The sequence below is a fragment of the Xenorhabdus szentirmaii DSM 16338 genome (assembly GCF_002632585.1).
GTDB classification, from domain to species: Bacteria; Pseudomonadota; Gammaproteobacteria; order Enterobacterales; family Enterobacteriaceae; genus Xenorhabdus; species Xenorhabdus szentirmaii.
In genome coordinates, this window is record NZ_NIBV01000002.1 from 697,587 (window position 1) to 716,552 (window position 18,966).

General features: G+C 43.9%; 22 protein-coding genes. 11 read left to right on the forward strand and 11 right to left on the reverse strand.

The window, feature by feature from the left end; genetic code table 11:
- Positions 1 to 5: 5 nt before the first annotated feature.
- The 7 genes from flgG (at position 6) to Xsze_RS12960 (ending at position 7,473) form a co-directional block, all read left to right on the forward strand.
- Positions 6 to 788, forward strand: a complete 783-nt coding sequence (flgG, locus tag Xsze_RS12930; protein WP_038241458.1) for a flagellar basal-body rod protein FlgG — start codon at positions 6 to 8, stop codon at positions 786 to 788.
- A 184-nt stretch (positions 789 to 972) separates the two neighbouring features.
- Positions 973 to 1,647 (forward strand): flagellar basal body L-ring protein FlgH, encoded by a 675-nt coding sequence (locus tag Xsze_RS12935; protein ID WP_244431876.1) that lies wholly within the window; start codon positions 973 to 975, stop codon positions 1,645 to 1,647.
- A 15-nt stretch (positions 1,648 to 1,662) separates the two neighbouring features.
- Entirely contained in the window at positions 1,663 to 2,781 is a 1,119-nt protein-coding gene (locus Xsze_RS12940; RefSeq protein ID WP_038241460.1) for a flagellar basal body P-ring protein FlgI, read from the forward strand.
- Positions 2,778 to 3,749, forward strand: a complete 972-nt coding sequence (gene flgJ, locus Xsze_RS12945; protein WP_176553685.1) for a flagellar assembly peptidoglycan hydrolase FlgJ — start codon at positions 2,778 to 2,780, stop codon at positions 3,747 to 3,749. Before Xsze_RS12940 ends, flgJ begins: the two co-directional genes overlap by 4 nt.
- A gap of 134 nt (positions 3,750 to 3,883) precedes the next feature.
- Complete coding sequence (flgK, locus tag Xsze_RS12950) at positions 3,884 to 5,533, forward strand: flagellar hook-associated protein FlgK (RefSeq protein WP_038241462.1); 1,650 nt, start codon at positions 3,884 to 3,886, stop codon at positions 5,531 to 5,533.
- A gap of 36 nt (positions 5,534 to 5,569) precedes the next feature.
- Complete coding sequence (gene flgL / locus Xsze_RS12955) at positions 5,570 to 6,532, forward strand: flagellar hook-associated protein FlgL (protein ID WP_038241463.1); 963 nt, start codon at positions 5,570 to 5,572, stop codon at positions 6,530 to 6,532.
- Positions 6,533 to 7,122: 590 nt separating this feature from the next.
- Positions 7,123 to 7,473: a DUF2645 family protein gene (locus tag Xsze_RS12960; RefSeq protein WP_038241464.1), complete on the forward strand. Its 351-nt coding sequence runs from the start codon at positions 7,123 to 7,125 to the stop codon at positions 7,471 to 7,473.
- 182 nt (positions 7,474 to 7,655) lie between these two features.
- Here Xsze_RS12960 and Xsze_RS12965 read toward each other — a convergent pair whose 3' ends face one another.
- Entirely contained in the window at positions 7,656 to 7,973 is a 318-nt protein-coding gene (locus Xsze_RS12965; protein ID WP_038241465.1) for an antibiotic biosynthesis monooxygenase family protein, read from the reverse strand.
- A 99-nt stretch (positions 7,974 to 8,072) separates the two neighbouring features.
- Between Xsze_RS12965 and Xsze_RS21825 the strand changes: the two genes are divergently transcribed.
- The 3 genes from Xsze_RS21825 to budC all read left to right on the forward strand — a co-directional run bounded on the left by Xsze_RS21825 (position 8,073) and on the right by budC (position 10,376).
- Entirely contained in the window at positions 8,073 to 8,306 is a 234-nt protein-coding gene (locus tag Xsze_RS21825; RefSeq protein ID WP_141557209.1) for a hypothetical protein, read from the forward strand.
- A gap of 135 nt (positions 8,307 to 8,441) precedes the next feature.
- Positions 8,442 to 9,365, forward strand: coding sequence for a DMT family transporter (locus Xsze_RS12970; RefSeq protein ID WP_038241466.1), 924 nt, complete (start codon positions 8,442 to 8,444; stop codon positions 9,363 to 9,365).
- Between the two features lie 252 nt (positions 9,366 to 9,617).
- Complete coding sequence (gene budC, locus Xsze_RS12975) at positions 9,618 to 10,376, forward strand: meso-2,3-butanediol dehydrogenase (RefSeq protein ID WP_038241467.1); 759 nt, start codon at positions 9,618 to 9,620, stop codon at positions 10,374 to 10,376.
- Between the two features lie 82 nt (positions 10,377 to 10,458).
- On the opposite strand, the gene Xsze_RS12980 is transcribed toward budC, so the two are convergent.
- On the reverse strand, positions 10,459 to 11,385 hold the full coding sequence (locus Xsze_RS12980; protein ID WP_038241468.1) for a hypothetical protein: 927 nt from the start codon (positions 11,383 to 11,385) through the stop codon (positions 10,459 to 10,461).
- Between the two features lie 593 nt (positions 11,386 to 11,978).
- Here Xsze_RS12980 and Xsze_RS12985 point away from each other — a divergent pair.
- Positions 11,979 to 12,422: a VapA/VapB family virulence-associated protein gene (locus Xsze_RS12985; protein WP_167331028.1), complete on the forward strand. Its 444-nt coding sequence runs from the start codon at positions 11,979 to 11,981 to the stop codon at positions 12,420 to 12,422.
- Positions 12,423 to 12,561: 139 nt separating this feature from the next.
- Here the strand turns inward: Xsze_RS12985 and fliR are convergent, their stop codons facing one another.
- The 9 genes from fliR to fliJ form a co-directional block, all read right to left on the reverse strand.
- On the reverse strand, positions 12,562 to 13,344 hold the full coding sequence (gene fliR / locus Xsze_RS12990; protein WP_038241471.1) for a flagellar biosynthetic protein FliR: 783 nt from the start codon (positions 13,342 to 13,344) through the stop codon (positions 12,562 to 12,564).
- Between the two features lie 2 nt (positions 13,345 to 13,346).
- Positions 13,347 to 13,616, reverse strand: a complete 270-nt coding sequence (gene fliQ / locus Xsze_RS12995) for a flagellar biosynthesis protein FliQ (protein ID WP_038241697.1) — start codon at positions 13,614 to 13,616, stop codon at positions 13,347 to 13,349.
- A gap of 81 nt (positions 13,617 to 13,697) precedes the next feature.
- The gene (gene fliP / locus Xsze_RS13000) at positions 13,698 to 14,414 is read right to left on the reverse strand and encodes a flagellar type III secretion system pore protein FliP (protein ID WP_038241698.1); all 717 of its coding nucleotides are present in this window, start codon (positions 14,412 to 14,414) and stop codon (positions 13,698 to 13,700) included.
- A gap of 121 nt (positions 14,415 to 14,535) precedes the next feature.
- Entirely contained in the window at positions 14,536 to 15,069 is a 534-nt protein-coding gene (gene fliO, locus Xsze_RS13005) for a flagellar biosynthetic protein FliO (protein ID WP_038241472.1), read from the reverse strand.
- Between the two features lie 2 nt (positions 15,070 to 15,071).
- A complete protein-coding gene (gene fliN / locus Xsze_RS13010; protein ID WP_038241473.1) occupies positions 15,072 to 15,479 on the reverse strand; it encodes a flagellar motor switch protein FliN in 408 nt (135 codons plus the stop codon).
- Complete coding sequence (gene fliM, locus Xsze_RS13015; protein WP_038241699.1) at positions 15,472 to 16,479, reverse strand: flagellar motor switch protein FliM; 1,008 nt, start codon at positions 16,477 to 16,479, stop codon at positions 15,472 to 15,474. The genes fliN and fliM overlap by 8 nt, the downstream gene beginning before the upstream one ends.
- A 5-nt stretch (positions 16,480 to 16,484) precedes the next feature.
- Complete coding sequence (gene fliL / locus Xsze_RS13020; protein ID WP_038241477.1) at positions 16,485 to 16,961, reverse strand: flagellar basal body-associated protein FliL; 477 nt, start codon at positions 16,959 to 16,961, stop codon at positions 16,485 to 16,487.
- 205 nt (positions 16,962 to 17,166) lie between these two features.
- Complete coding sequence (locus Xsze_RS13025) at positions 17,167 to 18,495, reverse strand: flagellar hook-length control protein FliK (protein WP_038241479.1); 1,329 nt, start codon at positions 18,493 to 18,495, stop codon at positions 17,167 to 17,169.
- Positions 18,492 to 18,938, reverse strand: coding sequence for a flagellar export protein FliJ (fliJ, locus tag Xsze_RS13030; protein WP_038241480.1), 447 nt, complete (start codon positions 18,936 to 18,938; stop codon positions 18,492 to 18,494). The genes Xsze_RS13025 and fliJ overlap by 4 nt, the downstream gene beginning before the upstream one ends.
- Positions 18,939 to 18,966: the final 28 nt, after the last annotated feature.

Genomic DNA, 18,966 nt, shown 5'->3' on the forward strand with positions numbered 1-18,966 from the left:
AATTCATGATCCGATCTTTATGGATTGCCAAGACTGGGCTGGATGCTCAGCAAACAAATATGGATGTTATTGCCAACAACCTGGCAAACGTCAGCACCAACGGTTTTAAACGCCAGCGCGCGGTATTTGAAGATTTACTCTATCAAACTGAACGCCAGCCCGGTGCAATGTCATCTGAACAGACGAATCTGCCATCTGGTTTGCAGATTGGTACGGGTGTTCGTCCGGTGGCAACTGAGCGTCTGCACAACCAAGGTAACCTGGCAAAAACCAATAACAGCAAGGATGTTGCAATCAAGGGGCAGGGTTTCTTCCAAATCCAGATGCCGGACGGGACAACAGGTTATACCCGTGATGGATCATTCCAAATCGATCAAAATGGTCAACTGGTCACTGTCGGTGGTTTTCAGGTTATGCCTGCGATCATTATTCCGGACAATGCCACCAAAATCAGTATCGCCTCTGATGGTATCGTCAGTGTGAACGTACAAGGGCAAAGTGCGCCTCAGCAAGTCGGGCAACTGACGCTGACAACCTTCATCAATGAAAGTGGCCTGGAAAGCATTGGTGAGAACTTGTATCTGGAAACCAACAGTTCCGGCGTTCCCGTGGAAAACGCACCGGGCCTCAATGGTGCGGGTTTGCTTTACCAGGGTTTTGTTGAAACGTCCAACGTGAATGTGGCGGAAGAGCTGGTCAATATGATTCAGGTTCAGAGAGCCTATGAAATCAACAGTAAAGCGGTATCAACCTCTGATCAGATGCTGCAAAAACTGACTCAGTTATAACCTAATCATGGGTAGTGGAGGAGTGCATCCCTCCACTGCTTTCACGATAAACTTAAGAGCATAGAAGATGGATACAATGCCAGTTGCCGAAAACTATGTCGGAAGCCATGCTAAAAACCATATAGCTTATGACGCTGCCGGTTTACGGAAAAACCGGAGAGATAGGTGGCGTATCAGCATATCTATGGCGGTACTTACATTGTCGGTACTGACATTAGGGGGCTGTGCTTATATACCGCACAAACCGCTGGTGGCAGGGCAGACAACTGCAAACCCCGCCGAAGCGCCTGCACCCTTGCCAAATGGTTCTATTTTTCAAACTGCCCAGCCGATTCATTACGGTTATCAACCGTTGTTTGAAGACCGTCGCCCACGCAATATCGGCGATACGCTGACAATTATTCTGCAAGAAAATGTCAGTGCGAGCAAAAACTCTTCAGCCAATGCCAGCCGTAACGGTAAAAGTGGTTTCGCCGCTGCACTGACTCCCCGTTTTTTACAGGGGTGGATCGGTGGTGACAAAACGGATTTAGGCATGGAAGGCAACAGCGAGTTCGGGGGTAAAGGCGGAGCGAATGCCAACAATACCTTCCGGGGAACGATTACGGTCACCGTGGTCAGATTGCTGGCAAATGGCAACCTGCATGTTGTGGGGGAAAAACAGATTGCCATCAATCAGGGAACGGAATTCATTCGCTTCTCTGGTGTCGTGAACCCGCGCACCATTACCGGCACTAACACCGTGAGTTCCAATCAGGTTGCAGATGCCCGCATTGAGTATGTTGGCGATGGTTATATCAATGAAGCGCAGCACATGGGATGGTTGCAACGTTTCTTTATGAATATCTCACCGTTTTAAAAGAGGATGGTCAGGATGAAAAAATTAGTTGCCAGCCTTTTTACGCTTTTGCTGGTACTGTTCAGTACGTTCGCGTCTACCAGCGTTTTTGCGGAACGCATTCGTGATTTAACAACCATTGAAGGTGTGAGGGATAACGCACTGATTGGTTATGGTTTGGTGGTTGGTTTGGATGGAACAGGTGACCAGACCATGCAGACCCCCTTCACGACCCAGAGCTTGAGCAATATGTTGTCCCAGTTGGGGATCACCGTGCCGCCGGGTACCAATATGCAGCTTAAAAACGTAGCCGCCGTTATGGTGACAGCAAAGCTGCCACCTTTTGCCCGTTCAGGGCAGAACATTGACGTCGTGGTTTCCTCATTGGGGAATGCCAAAAGCTTGCGTGGTGGTACATTGCTGATGACGCCTCTGAAAGGGATAGACAATCAGGTCTATGCATTGGCCCAGGGGAACATTCTGGTCGGCGGTGCAGGGGCCAGTGCGGGTGGCAATAGTGTCAGAATCAATCAGCTTGCCGGCGGGCGCATTTCCAATGGTGCAGTGATTGAGCGTGAACTGCCGACACAATTCGGTCAGAAAGGCACACTGAATCTGCAACTGAATGAGGATGATTTCAGCTTGGCCCAGCAAATCAGTGATGCAATCAACCGCCTGAAGGGAACAGGGACAGCAACAGCGCTGGATTCCCGTACTGTTCAACTGCGTTTGCCAATTGAGAACAGCGAACAGGTGAAGTTTTTGTCTCAAGTACAGAACCTGAATATTCGTGTTGATGCGGGTGACGCAAAAGTGATTTTCAACTCCCGTACCGGATCTGTGGTCATGAACCGCAACGTCACACTGGACAGTTGTGCCATAGCCCACGGTAGCTTGTCTGTGACGGTTGAAAACCAGACCGTGGTGAATCAGCCTGATACACCTCTGGCAGGAGGAAATACGGTTGTCACCCGCAATACGGCCATTGGCATTCAGGAACAGGGTGGCGCGTTGCAGAAAGTCAATGCCAGCGCGAACCTGACTCAGGTTGTTCGTGCGTTGAATTTGCTGGGGGCAACGCCAACAGATTTAATGTCGATTTTGCAGGCGATGGAGAGTGCGGGTTGTCTGCGGGCAAAACTGGAGATTATCTGATGAATGATTTTCTGACAATGTCCAACGCGGCTTATGATGTTAATTCCCTGCATTCCCTGAAAGCAAAACTGTCAGAGGATCCACAACAAGGGCTACGGCAAGTAGCCCAACAACTGGAAGGCGTCTTTGTTCAGATGATGCTGAAAAGCATGCGCTCCTCGTTGCCTCAGGACGGTATTTTAAACACCGAACAGACACGTTTCTATACGTCAATGTACGATCAGCAAATTGCACAGGACCTTTCTCAGAAAGGTCTTGGTTTTGCGGATATGATTGTTAAGCAGTTTTCCAGTGCCAATGACATTCCTGGTGAGCCGGCAGGCACTCAGATGATGCCTCTGGATAATGAAATATTGCATACGTTACCCAGACAGGCACTGGAACAATTCATCCGTCGTGCAATGCCTGAAAATACCTCTTCATCTTTTTTCGCCAATGGAGTGGGTAAATCAGCACCATTGCCAATGAACAGCGCCAACTTTGTTTCCACGCTTTCCCTGCCTGCACAGCTGGCAAGCCAACAAAGTGGTATCCCGCATTTATTGATCATTGCTCAGGCTGCACTGGAATCGGGTTGGGGGCAACGGGAAATCCTGACCGCTGAAGGTAAGCCAAGTCATAACCTGTTTGGCATCAAAGCGGGTAAAAATTGGAAAGGCCCTGTCACCAATATCATGACGACGGAGTTCATTGATGGCAAGCCGAAGAAAATGCAGGATAACTTCCGTGTATACGGATCTTATGTGGAAGCGATAGAGGATTATGTCAAATTACTGACAGAGAATCCCCGTTACGCCAAAGTTGCACAATCAACAACGGCAGAACAGGGGGCATACTCTTTGCAGGATGCCGGATATGCGACGGACCCCGGTTATGCCAAAAAACTCGTTTCACTGATCCAGCAGTTAAAGAACACGGGGAATCAAATGGCAAAAGCCTACGCCTATGATTTTGATAACTTATTTTAAGTCACATCATCTTAAGTGATGACTTTCGGAACCGTGTGCATTTTTGCTCAAGGAACAGGGAGTTTTGCCGATAACTGTAACAGTAAAAACCTCCTTTTGCTGGAGGATTAAAGAAAACGTAAAAGGATCTACACATGTCCAATAGTCTTATGAATACCGCCATGAGTGGTATTAATGCCGCACAAGTGGCAATGGGTGTAGTAGGTAATAACATTGCCAACTCCAAAAATGCGGACTATAACCGGCAGAATACCGTCATGACACAAAATAACGGAACTATGTCACCGGTGGGCTTTGTCGGCAACGGAGTGGTTGTCAGCAGCATCAACCGTGAATATAGCGAATTCGTCAGCCAGCAATACAATACTGCGCAATCCAAGCATGCCAACATGCAAGTTTATCACCAGCAGGTCAGTGAAATTAATAACCTGTTGGCAGATAAAGATACCAGCTTGTCCATACAGATCGAAGATTTCTTTAAAAGCCTGGGGACGGTTGAGAGCAACGCGGAAGATAGTGCAGCCAGAACTACCGTGTTGGGTAAGGCTGAGGGATTGGTCAACAGCTTTAAAAAAGTTGATGAACATCTACGACAAATAGATGAAGGTATCAATTCCAAAATTGAAAAGAATGTTCAGGCTATCAATAAATATGCAGAAGAAGTTGCCAAGCTGAATAACGAAATTACGTATATGCGTGGCACGGGCAATGGTGAACCATTGGCTTTGCTGGACAAGCGTGATGAGGTGGTTAACCGGTTGAACAAACTGGTTGGCGTGAATGTTGTTCAGCAGGATGGTGGCGCTTATAGCGTCTCGTTCGGTGGTGGCATCACATTGGTAACGGGCAAGAAAGCGTTTCAGTTAGAAGCGATCCCTTCCAGCGCTGACATCAACCGTATGACCTTGGGCTACAACAATGGCACCGGGGAAACGAGAGAGATTGATGAACGCTTTATTACCCAAGGTGAACTTGGCGGGGCATTGCGAGTTCGCAGGGGCAGTGTGGATACAACCCGCAATGAGCTGAACCAGTTGGCGTTGGTCATGGCGGATCAATTCAATAAAGTCCAGAACAGCGGTTATGATATTAAAGGCGAACAGGGCACTGATTTCTTTGGTTTCAAGAAAGACCCTCTGGTTAACACCAACAGCAATAACAAAGGTCAAGCGAAAGTGAAGGTAGAATATACTGACACGACGAAAGTGAAGGCCAGTGACTATACCCTTAAATTTGAAAATGGTAACTGGAATGTTCAGCGCGTCTCCGATAACGCCCCCATCAAGCCGGAAGTCAATGGAAATGTACTGGAATTTGATGGACTGAAAGTCACGATTGATAATGCGGCTGGTGGCGCAGAAAACAGAGACTCCTTTACATTGAAGACCGTGGGTAACGTGATCCAAGAGCTAGAAGTGAAACTGAAAGATTCTGCTGAGTTGGCAACGGCCACTGAAAGAGGCGCTGGCCCAAGTGATAACCGCAATGTGAAGAAATTCCTTGAATTACAAGACAAGCGTTTGATTGATGAAAAAGCGTCTTTTGCCGGAGGCTACGCATCTTTGGTGAGCCGGGTGGGTATTGATGCGAATAGAGCCAAAGTCGATACGGATACACAACAACATATCGTTGACAAACTCGAGTCAACTCGCCAATCAGTTTCTGGCGTCAATATGGATGAAGAATACGGCGAATTGCAACGTTTACAGCAATACTATCTGGCAAACGCCCGAGTGATCCAAACGGCATCAACACTGTTTGATGCTATTTTGGGTATCCGTTAATCACCGTTTGGTTGAAGATAAAAAGGAAATGATATTGTGCGTGTAAGTACGAATCAATTATACACTCAAAAAATGGATGGGATTTTTAATTCCCAATCGAAATGGATGAGATCGGGTGAGGAACTGTCTACGGGTCGTCGGGTAATCAATCCATCCGATGATCCGTTGGCGGCTTCCCAGAACATTCTGGTTTCTCAGTCTGAATCGAAAAACCAGCAATTTATGACCGCCCGTATTTTTGCCAAAAACGGGATGTTAACGCAATTGGACATCACGAAAAGTGTTGTCACAGTAGCGACCAGTATTTTTGAAACGTTGGTGGCAGCAGCAGATGAACACAGTGATCAGGATCGCCAGACTTATGCAGAGCAATTAAAAGGCTTGAAAGAGCAATTAATGAATCTGGGCAACAAAACTGACGGCAACGGTCGTTATGTTTTTGCGGGCTATAAAACAGACAAACCACCTTTCGTGGCCGATGAAAATGGAAAGGTGAGTTACGTTGGGGGTAGTGAAAGAATCACCCAGAAAGTGGATGATAATCGCACTATGATTATTGCCCATACAGGACATGAAGTCTTTTTGTCCCAGCCCAGCAACCCAATCCAAGAACCTAATGGTGGCGATAGCGCATCAGACGTATTTGCGGTTATCGACATGGCGATTAAAGCTTTGGACGTCCCCTACAGCATTGCCAGCAAAGAACAGAAAAGTGAGGCTGAAGAGTGGATGAATCAAGCTAACCGAGGCATTCGTAACTGCCTGAACAACTTCTCTTCTGTTGAAGCGGTTCTCGGTTTGCAGCTTCAGGAACTGGATCAGCTGGATGCACTGGGAAGTGAACGCAGTATTTCCAATAAAATGCGTTCAAGTGAGTTGGTTGAGGCAGATTGGACAGCAACTATCTCTGATTACTACCAGCAGCAGGCTTCACTACAAGCTTCTTTTAAAGCTTTTGCTGATTTAAAAGGCATGTCTCTGTTTGAGATGTACCGCTGATTAAGATTGGTATGTCACTTTAATATCCATTCCTTATCTTTCCCTATTCAATAAGGAAAGATAAGGAATTATGCCAGCTTTCATTATTCCTTTTGTTTCCCTTCCATTATCTCCCGAAAAACGAAACTGTGAATCACGTGTGTCAGCAGCACTTGGATACATAATGTTTAGAAAATAAGCTTTAATAAGCCAGAAGTAATTATTTCCTTCATCATAACCTCAATGTGAAGCCCATTAACGGCGGACACAAATCTCAAAAATTTACGTTACGCCAATGATTTTTCTTTTATATATAATTTGTGTGAATAATTCGGGGTTGTTTGACCGGAAATAAAACAAATATTGAGATGTCGTCTATAGTAATAAAGAGCAAAAGAATAACGGTAACGATAGGTATGAGGAGAAGTTGATAATGATACATTCCGGTTTTTCTGTTGATGAAATGAGGTTGTATTGCGATCGGGATCTTGTCTTTGACAGGAAATAGGAATATTCCATTAGATTTTTCGATATAAATTCATTAATGTCTTTTTGAAAATTTGGGGTGGGGTTAAATTTTGCCTTGCAGTGAAAAATAAGAATAAACAAACATGAAAATCATAAACATACTCTTTTGTGTGGTATTTATTTTTCTTAGTGCAATATTAATAGGGTGTCTTTCAACGGTTGACCATGATTGGATGATGGGTCAGGAAGGGATCGAGACAATCTGTGATGTCATGAATAATTTCATCATTAATGATGATAGGGCATTGATGGCACCGTTGTGTTTTGTCTTTTTATTGCCTTTTTTTACTTTGTTCTTAGTGAAGGGAATGAAAGGGTTTTCGAAAAATAAAGTACAATCGATGGTCTATTTTTTGACGGTGACCTCTTCAATCGGATATTGGTACTGGATGTTTTTCGGTCGTTTTGGCGAATGTCCATTTCCGGCACAATGATATTTCAAATACACGGATTCTCCAATACAGGGATTTTTCAACGCGGGAATTCTCTGATACAGGGTTTTATTTGAGAATATTAACTTTATGGCGTGGCATTGCAGCTATTGGGAGATATAAAAACGCGAATTTTCTCCCAATAAACCGTTATGCAAAAATGATTATTAATCCTGTTTTGATACTTATATTTCCTCTCGGGTATACATTCCATAATCGCGGATAATTACTGTCACTTTTAGATGATAATCGGCAAATACACCATTGCGCCCTAAAGTTTGTGCTTCCCTGTGTTGGTAAGTATTGCGCCACTGCTTTATAGATTCTTCATCTCGCCAGTAAGAGAGTGAAAGATATTTATTGTTTTGGCCCAGGCCCTGAAAACGTTCCACGGAAATGAATCCCGGAATAGAGTCCAGCAATGGTCTGATTGTTGTGGCGATATCGAAATAACGTTCACTTTGATTTTCGGCAAGTTCGACTTCAAATATGACCGCTAACATGACTCCCCCTTGAAGGTTAAAAAAACCTAGGATATCTTGCCCGTTGCATTATCACTTCGATGGCCATCAAAACATGAATGAATATCACCTTGAGCATTTTTGTCTTCTTTGGGAATAAACTGTGATATACGCTCGTCTTCACGGAGAAAATTTGCCCGTCCTTGTCTGGATTGGAGTGAACGATACGCTCATCTCGGTGGTTTTTTAGGGGCACTGTTGCTTGAGCATTTTTTGGAGAAAAAATGGGCTTTCCGGCAATTGGGCAGGCGGGAATTAGTTTTGACAGAATCGGGTAAGCGCGTGTTACAGAAGAAGTTTGGTGTGGTGGTTTGAGTTTTTATTCATTCCAATTGATTGTGTTGTTATTTTGTTATAGCTTTACGGATGTTTTGTGTTTGATGCATTTTGGGTTTCTGATGGAAAGCGATCATTCGCTTTAACTTAAGATAATACGGAATGAAATAATACATGAATAAAACCAAATTCTCTGGGATGGTATATGCATTATTGGCCGCTATATTCAATGGGACTGTTGGGGTATTGAGTGTCAAGTTATTTCAATCTGGTGTATCTCCCTCGCAAGTTGCGTTCTATAAATGCTTTATTGGTTTGATCATTATATTTTCCATCATTTTATTATCACCCAAGAGAAATGATTTTTTAAAATTCATCAGAGCACGATGGTACATCGTTCTTGTTTGTGCTTTTTTTGGTTTTTTCATTCTGTATCACTTTGAAACCCATGCTTATTCAACAACGGATGTTTCTACCGTTGTGTTTGTTCTTTTTGGTAGTGCCACCCTTTTTTCTTTTATACTTTCTGCCATTGCTGAAAAGCGTTTTTTTGGTTTTAAAGAAATTCAGGCAATGATACTTTCTGTCATTGGGCTTTATCTGATCTTCGCAGAGAATGGGAATATTGATTTGACCATTAATGCAGGTCTTATCAATGCCTTGATTGCAGGGTTAGGATATGGATTATTTTTGTTTTTATCCAAAAAGCTCAAACTGGGTGCCGGGTTCCCTCAATTAGGAACACTCTTTCTATTTGGGTGTTTATTCCTGTATATCCCTGTTCATGGTGATGTATTGAATGTGACAATGACCGTTGAAATATTTATCCTGCTGCTGCTACTTGCTATCCTGCCTACTATCGCCGGGTTTTGGTGTACGACTAAAGCCCTGACATTGACATCAAGCCAGTCTGTCCAATTGATTGAACTATCAGAACCGATATTCGCGATTGTATTCAGCGTCATTTTTTTAGGTCAACTCTCATCACTGATTCAGTATCTAGGGGGAGCGTTAATATTTATTGCAATTTTATTGCATGAGTTTCCTGTGTCATTGCAGAAAATTAAAAGCCTGTTTTCTTCCCGCTCTGTCAAGTGAGGCTGAATGGGCAGTAAAGCATTTATACATCAGCAGGGTTTACTGTTTTTCTAAATTAATTTTTTATCGATTTAAACAAGTTATGGATAAAAGACAGACTCCTGAACATAATTTCAAATCCACACGCTGAAAAATAAGTAACAACATTCCTGTTTATTGGTGTGTTGTTATGAATATCGTTATTGGAATACAGGAAAACTTTGTCGAAAGCTCGTCATTTATTTGAAATTGCATCAATAATAAGGAAAAAAGATGAGCAGATTTGAAGATAAGGTTGTTATTGTTACAGGCGCTGGAAGTGGTATTGGGGAAGCTACGGCAAAACGCTTTTCACAAGAAGGGGCAATTGTGGTACTGGCTGGTCGTGATACCCATAAACTTAATCGGGTAGCCAGCGAGTTGTCATCCAATAAAGCGTTGGTCATCCAGACAGATGTTGCAGATCGCGGATCGGCCCCAAACATGATTGAGAAAACAATCGAGCATTTTGGTCAGCTTGATATTCTTGTGAATAATGCCGGTTTATATGGCAGCGGTGATTTACTGAGTCTATCAACAGAAGAAGGTAATGCAATATTGGCAACAAACCTCAATGGCGTACTCAATTGTAGCTATTTTGCGTTGCCATATTTGTTGGAAAGTAAAGGGTGTATTGTTAATAATGCTTCTGTATCCGGCTTGGGGGCTGATTGGAGAATGGTGCATTACTGTGCAGCAAAAGGCGCGGTGGTTAATGTGACTCGTGCCATGGCGCTGGATTATGGCTCCAAAGACATTCGTGTTAATGCAGTGTGTCCAAGTTTGGTGATGACACCCATGGTTGAATCTCTTGACGATGAAACCCTGAAACTGTTTGATGATAGAATTCCGTTGAAAAGAGCAGGAAAACCAGCTGAAGTTGCCGCCGCCATTGCGTTTTTAGCCAGTGAAGATGCGGGTTTCATTAATGGCGTTAATTTGTCAGTGGATGGAGGTGTGACGGCATCTAACGGTCAGCCTAATTTCAGTTAATCGGATAACAAAAATAACAAAAATGACAAATTCATTTCTGGCGAATTTGTCATTCCCTTGCTGCCATATTTCATCACCCGTATTATATTTCACAACCCCGATACCCGGATAAAATCAGTTCCCATTCCTGTTGAGCGAACCAAGTTTGGGTTTTACCATCGTAATGCATCTCATCGGATAGAAAAACACCGTAATCGGGCGCTATGCCAGTGTAATGCGGAGCATTTCTTGCATCAACGATCGTGCGATATTCAGGATTTGCTGCAATGACCGCTTTAATGGCTTCATCTACAAGGCGGGTATTGATGGGTTCAAAGGCGACTGACAGAGGATAATATAATCGCCATGGAATATGACGTGAGCCGATAGTATCACTAATGCCTGCAATAATACGGGTAAAATTCATTTCTGCTGCTTTGGCCGCGGCTAAACTCTCTGTTTCTGCTTCCCATTGATTCCAGTGAACCGCTAAGATGCGTGGGTTCTTACCTATTTTCCGCAGTGATTGCACTGCCATGCGCAGCGTTCTGATTGCTCGAGGGTAAAGGGATTCTACATCATTGGGATCGCGCTCTGGTGCCCAGCGGTTATCGGGAGGGTTATCCAGATACATTCCCTGCCCACCATACCCCATTAAAACTGTGTAGAGATCAGGCAAATTCAGTGCATTGCCCTGATTGATATGATTTTGCCAGAATTTGGCGAAACGATTGACGGCATTATAAGGATGATTTTGATTGCCGCGCATTAAACCGGCAGGTGCCCCAATATTGGCATGGCCAAAGCTGGTCAGTTTCTCCCAATGAATGGCAGAGAAGTGAGTACTGTAAGAGTCTGCCAGGGATAAAGTGAATACGTTGTTCAAGCCTTGGGTGATCCTTTCATTGGGAGGCAGTTCTGTGTCATGACCATAGCTGTTGGATTGCCCAAGAACGATCAAGAGTGGGGCGTCATTGCTTTTCCAAGGAAGGCATTTTATTTTTGGAGAGTGAATTGATTTATAGATCATCATTAACCTCTTAAAATAGGTCAGTTAAAGAATTACTTTTTGATTGTATGTTATGAAATAGAATTCTAAATATCATTTTTTCTCAATCAGTCTGATAATTTTCTCAGTAATTATTTAAAAATTATTTTTGAATGAATATCGAGAGGTTGTGGGGGAGTAAAATGGTTATTACTCACTTAAATCAATGGGTTAAATGCATGACCCTACCTAGGCCCTTAGTTAGGTGGCTATGAGAAATTTTTAGAGGTTCTCTTAATATAGGGAAATAACAGGATCTCAATGAAAAAGAATTATTTTTTAAATTTAATCAACTTAATGTTCTTTATAATTAATTATACCTTAAAATAATTCTTATATAATAAAGTGATATTTAGTATATTATACATAATTGACCATACTGTTATTGTAATGCATTTAAATTACTTTTCATTAAGTGTATTTAATAAATTTAATAATATATGTCTACTTTTGAGAGAATAATTTTTCTCCCAGAAAATAATTTTATTTTTATAAAAACAGCACTGATGAAATGTAATGGAGTTATTTTTATTTGATGGAATTGGATTTATTCTATGCAATATATAGGTGGTATAATGAATAAAGAAGAAAAAGTAAATCTGAAAATACTCGAAGATTTTAAAAAAGATGTAGAAGGTAAATGGCCGCCTGAACTTATCGATAAAACAGTAAAAGAAGTCACTTCTCTGAAAACCCAGAATTATGGTGCTGTCGCAGATATAAGGAGTGTAGTTTTTCACCAGTCTATTGATGTTAAGATCACGGATCTTGATCGTGTTTTTAACGGATCTACTGAATGGGGGATTTCTACTCCCGGTATTGGTGGTTCAGCGGGCATTGTCTTTGCAAACGATTTAGATAAACTTTTTTCTGAGACGAAAAATTTTTGGTTTGCTGGAAATACAACTTATTTAGGAATATATTTTTACAGTGACGATGGTTCTCTTCTTGGGCATTTCCAAGGTGCAGCCCTTTCCTTTGTAATAGGTACTGGTAACGGTACGGGTCAATGGAATTAATGAGTTTATTTATGACTAAAATGATGTACTGGATAACTTCAGTACATCATTTTTATTTTTGACTCCGGTTAATTCTGACTTAAATCTGCCATTGGATTCTTTCTCACTGGCTTTGCTTATGAATAGGTAAAAACCACATTTACAAGACCAATTCACTGATAATCACCGCCAAGCGGTCAAACATCTCCCCGAACAACCGTTCAGTAAATGGCACGAGTGTCGGGAATAACAAGGAAAGGGTAAAAATGCCCATTGTCAGTGTCAGGGGAAAACCCACCACAAATACGGAAAGTTGTGGTGTCATGCGGTTCAGCATTCCCAACGAAAAATTCAGAACCAAAAGCAGGGTAATCATTGGCATTGCTAGCATCATGCCATTCATAAAGATGAGGCTGGCGCTTTGGGCCAATAGCAAGAAACCTTTCGGATTCAGTTGGGTTGGCTGAATGGGAATGGAGTAAAAGGTATCGGCCAAAATGGACAGTAGCCATAAATGCCCGTCAAAAGCCAGAAACAGCAGCATCATTAACATATTCAGAATACGGGCCAAAATAGGCATATTCGGGCCACCGCTGGGATCAAAGAAGGTGGCGAATGAAAGCCCCATTTGCAACCCGAGTACTTCACCTGCATGCCGTACAACAGCAAAGGCGATCTGCATGGTCATTCCCAAAGCCATTCCGATCAATATTTGTTGTATCAAAACCCAAATTCCGACAACGGAAAAAATAGGGATTTGTGGAGAGGGAATGTTTGGCACTAATACCGCAGTGATCATGAGTGCCAGGCCTATCTTGACCTTTATCGGCATCTGTTTTTCGCTGAAAACCGGCGCTATGCTGAATAATGCCAGCAGCCGAACCAACGGCCAGAAAAAATCACTGACAAGTTGGGAAAGTGTATGACTATCAAACGGGATCATAATTAACCGATAATAGTAGGAATGCTGCTAAACAGGGTACGCATGTAATCCAGCAACAAGTTTAGCATCCATGGCCCAGCGACAACGATAGTCACGAAAACAGCCAGAATTTTCGGAATAAATGACAACGTCATCTCATTTACTTGAGTCGCCGCCTGCAATAGGCTGATGATCAAGCCACAAACCAAGGCAGACAAAAGGAGTGGGGCAGCCAATGCCAACGCGACTTTCATTCCCTCAATCCCGAGGGCCATTATCGATTCTGGAGTCATAATTTTCTCAAACCACTTTTTTATCTTTTGCCAATAAAATTTCCGCCAATAAAACCTGATGTCCGACATAAAAACGCTGTGCTAGACATAAAAACTTTGCGCCAGTGAACCAAGTAATAATTGCCAGCCATCCACCAAAACAAACAGCATCAGTTTAAAAGGCAGCGATATCGTGGCAGGCGGAACCATCATCATCCCCAACGCCATCAGGACACTGGCAACGACCAAGTCGATGATCAGGAATGGAATGAATAGCGTAAAGCCAATTTGGAATGCAGTTTTCAATTCGCTGGTAATAAATGCGGGGACGAGTACACGCATTGGAACAGAATCCGCCGTTTCAAATGCATCCTGATCAGCCAGACGTGCGAACAGGGCTAAATCATTTTCCCGTGTCTGGCGAAGCATAAACTGGCGCAAAGGCTTTGAGCCTTTGTCCAATGCGGCTTCCAATGTAATGGCATCTTCACTGTAAGGCAGGTAAGCATCTTGATAAACCTTATCAAATACCGGCGCCATGATGAAAAAAGTCATGAACAGGGCTAAACCCAACATAACTTGATTGGGTGGTGCTGAAGGTGTTCCCAGCGCATTGCGCAGTAAACCAAGTACGATGATGATACGCGTGAAGCTGGTCATCATCAGCAAAGCTGCGGGGATAAATCCCAAGGCTGTAATGAAAATCAGGGTTTGTACTGGCAATGACCAGCTTTGCCCGCCATTTGACAAAGGCTGGCTGATGATGCCGGGCAGTTCAGCCGCAGCATTCATGGGAAACATCGGCAGCAAGAGCGCCATAAGCAGGGTTATCAGGCACCCCGGTTTCACTGGCCCCAAATGAGTGGCTTTCATGCGAACTGAATGAAGCCATGAGACAAATACGTTGTCTGTCATCCGATTTCCCGTCATAAAGAAAACTCTACTTTTCATTATCATCCTTGTCTTTCTTGCTTTTTCGCTGGAGTGTATTTTTAAACATCTGGCCGAATGATACCGACTTGAGGGCAGTATCCTTTTCCGCGCTCTCAAGTGGGGCTGGCATCTGGTGCAACATGTTGATCTGCTGAGCCGTGACGCCCAATACCAACCAGTTGTCTTCGATTTCTACTACAACGACCCGTTCTTTCGGCCCGAGTGAACAACTAGCCTTAATATTCAGCAACCGATGATTTTTGTTTTTCGCGGGAGCAAGACCCAGACGACGCACTAACCACGTTATAAAGAAAATCAGCAATAAAATGCCTCCCAGAGCCGTGCTGACCTGCATTAATGTCTGGCTGGCGGGGAGGGGGGCGGTACTGCCTGTTTCAGTGCGATTAAATGTGCTGTTTGTACTATTTGTTGCACTAGTTACCGTACTATTTACCGTACTAACTATCGTACTAACGGGTACGGCATCAGATGCCGTACCACGTTGAGCAGAAACATGAAGGGAAGGCTGATTCGCCATCATGGTTAACGACTCAAGCGACGCATGCGTTCAGAAGGAGTGATGATATCCGTGATACGGATACCGTATTTGTCGGATACAACAACCACTTCTCCCTGTGCAATCAAATAACCATTGATCAGAATATCCAGCGGTTCACCGGCAAGGCCGTCAAGGGGAACAACAGAGCCTTGTGATAGTTTCAGCAACTGTTTAATGGTCATTTTGGTGCGACCAAGCTCAACAGAAAGCTTAACGGGAATATCCATAATCAGGTCAATATCAGAGATCTGGGAAAGCACATCCTGTGGCTCCAGATTTTCAAATATTGACGCGCCGCCGTCAGAGGTTTGCTGTGCGGCTTGTTGTTCCAGCGCTTCTGCCCACATGCTTTCAGTCAAGCTGGTATCTGTGGGTTTTTTAGCATCACTCATGGGGCTTTTCCTCATCCAGAGAAGTTAAAACGGGGTTAATCAAGTGTTCAACACGCAGGGCATATTGCCCGTTCAATGTTCCATATTGGCTGGTGAGCACAGGCACACCATCAACGTGAACGATTAAGCGCTCAGGTTTTTCAATCGGCAAAACATCGCCGCTTTTTAATTTAAGGATCTTTGACAGCTGTAAGGGGATATCGACAAAATTCGCCACCAGCTCTAATTCTGAGTGCTGAACCTGTTTCACCAGGCTTTCCCGCCACATGCCCTCTTCCTGACGTACATTTTCCACTGGTGGATTAGTCAGGAGTTCACGCAGCGGCTCGATCATGGCGAAAGGAATACAGATGTTAAACTCGCCGATTAATGCACCAATCTCGACCTGAAACGGCGTGGTGACCACGATATCGTTCGGTGAGGTTGTGATATTGGTGAATTTTATCTGCGTTTCGGAACGCACGTATTCCACTTCGATTTTGAAGATGGAATCCCATGCATCACGATAGGCATCCAATGCCATTTTCAACATCCGGTTGATAATCCGTTGTTCGGTATAAGTAAATTCACGGCCTTCCACTTTTGTGGGAAAACGGCCATCACCCCCAAACAGATTATCAACGGCGATATAAACCAAACTGGGTTCGAAAGCGAATAGTGCAGTTCCCCTCAATGGCTTCAAATGAACCAGATTAAGGTTGGTTGGCACGGCCAGATTGCGCGCGAACTCATGATAAGGCTGAACTTTGATGGCCCCGACCGTAATATCCGGACTGCGGCGCAGCATGTTAAACAGCCCCATCCTGAATTGGCGGGCAAAACGTTCATTAATGATTTCCAGTGACTGCAAACGTTCGCGTACAACACGGCGCTGTGTATTGGGATCGTAAGGGCGAACCTCACTTTCCTCAGACGCAGTTTGTTCTACGTCATCAGCAGAGGCACTGTCATCATTGAGCAGAGCATCAATCTCCGCCTGTGAAAGAATATTGTCACTCATTGTGATCATCGCAGAATAAACGTAGTGAATAACACATCGGTGATTTCCTGATCGCTCTCACCGGGTATCAGTGTCGGGAATAGTGTTTGTTTGATTTCTGCCACCAAACTCATTTTGCCGTCATCTTTTGCCAGAGCAACGGCACTTTGGCGAGATAATAACAGCAACATACGGCTACGAACTTCGGGCAGGTAATCATTGAAACGCTGACGCGTTTTTTCGTCAGGAAGACGCAATGTGACGCCAATATACAGAACACGATCAAAGTGCTCTTCATTGTCGATCAAATTAACAGTAAAAGGCTCTAATGCCATAAAAACAGGTGATTCTATGACTTTGGTTTTATTTGTACTGTCATTGGCAAGCTGATTCATTTCCCACCAGCTATACCCTCCGATGGCGGCACCAAGAACAGCGATCAATATTAACAGTATCATCCAAATTGGATTTTTGCGTTTATGCTCGTAGCTATAATCAGACATGGACAGATAAATTCCTGTTTTCTGTTGCGGATAAGTCTCTTCGCATTCCGTGGCGGATCTTCTTACCCATCAAAATCAATATCAATTATCCCGCGTCTTTGCTCTGGCAATAGCAGGAAAAAACGGGGAAAAAACCATTAACTCAAACGTTTGTTATCAGCCTTTTTTCACTTTATTGCTGTGCATCATGAAATCAGGTGGATAATTAGGCAAATGTATCAACACCTCCTCGGGTTGAGGCGAGTTGTTGAGGTGTCACCCTGCTCGTCGGAGCATGGGACGCCATCATTTCTGTTGTTGTGGTTGAATCATGACCCTGAGTCTCCGCGCGGGAGCCGGGATTATGGTTGGTTGGATTACCAGCATGGTGATCTTGCTGCCAGTTTCCTTGGGAATCACTGTTTACGCTGCTTTGAGCCAGTTGAATACCACTTTCCGCCAGCGCATGGCGAAGCCCGGGCAAGGCTGCTTCCAGTGCGGCGCGAACGTTTTGATGGGCGGAGACAAAATGCATATGTGCCTGATTGTCTTCAACACTCATACGAATATGCAATGCGCCCAATTCTTGGGGGTGCAAGCGAAGTTCAGCCTGTTGCAATCCATTCCGGTTAAAAAACAGAACATGCTGATTTAACTGTTGTTGCCACTCTTCACTGCCAAGATGAGCACTCAACAAAGGTGTTGTTGTGCTGTTTAACTGAAACTGTCCCGCGGATTGCTGGCCTGCTGAAAGCAGGGGAGAGTTTGCTAAAATCAAAGGGGAATCTGTGGTTGGTGTTTCCATTGCTGTGGCTGTCAATGCCGAAGTGCCCTGAACGGCCATTTGAAGCAAATTTAAATCTTTGCCACTGTTTAACGCCATATTTTTGGGAATGGTATTGTCCGATGCTGTTTTATTATCGGCGGCCAGTTTTGTTTTCCCGGCAACAGGAGTTAATGTCGGGTGGATATTGGTGTTATTGTTCAGCGTGCTGTCTTTTAGCAAATCAAGCCGAATGTTTCCATCCTGATCATTTTCTTCAGGTGGCTCAGCGATACCGGAATTGGCGAGCCGGGCATTTTTGATATCTTTACCCAATAAAGCATGAAGTTTGCCATTCGCTCCTGCCTGCAATTCATCTGTGTTTTCGGCCAGATTTGATGAAGTTGAGGAAGGATTGACCAGTTCAGCAATCTGGATTGGGATGACTGCACTGAGTGCTTCTGCCGATAACAGCTCATCCTCTTTCAGTACAGCAAATTCAGCGCCTTCTTCTTGCTGGGGCGCATCTGTTTGTGATGTGTTTCCGGTAGTGGTTGTGCCTGATACAGGTTTTGACTGTAACCATTCGCTTCCGGCTGTTTTGTCATCGGCAGGCTTTTCCCCTTTCAGAACATTTTTTTCTGCCTGGGCAGTGGATTTCTGCATAGAAGACGTTTCTGCATTGAGAAGTTGCCCAAATTGAGAAGAATGGTCACCCGCCACGGGATTGTCCAAGGTCGATTGTGTTTTTTCCGTGCTTTTTAAATCAGTAGGCAAAAGAGTGAGATTCATTGTTTCATTCTCCGTTGTGCACCACGTTGTGCGTACTCGTCCATTTGTTTTTGCTCCATGCGGTTTTGGTGTAACTTCAAATTGTGTTCAGCCCTCTGTTGTAATGTGTCAAAGGCGTTCAGGCGCTGCTGTTTTTCCTGCCATTGCGACATAGCTTGCTCAAGTCTTTTTTTCCACTGATTGAGCTGTAACCTATGCTGTTCAATTGCCATTTCCAGCGTTTTCATGAACTGTTGATAGTTCAGCCAAGTTGAGCTGGATATGCCGCTGCTGAGAGTATCGTTTAAGCGGGTACAGTATTCATCCTGATAACTCATTAATGCCGTAAGTTGTTGTTCCATTTGTTGATGGCTTTTTCGAATCTGTGCAAGTTGTGATGCTGCTTTTTCAGCAGCATCTTGGGCCAGTTCACGCAAAGTCATGAGAGGGGAGTGTTGTCGCATGTATTTCCTCGTGTTAATCACCAAACAG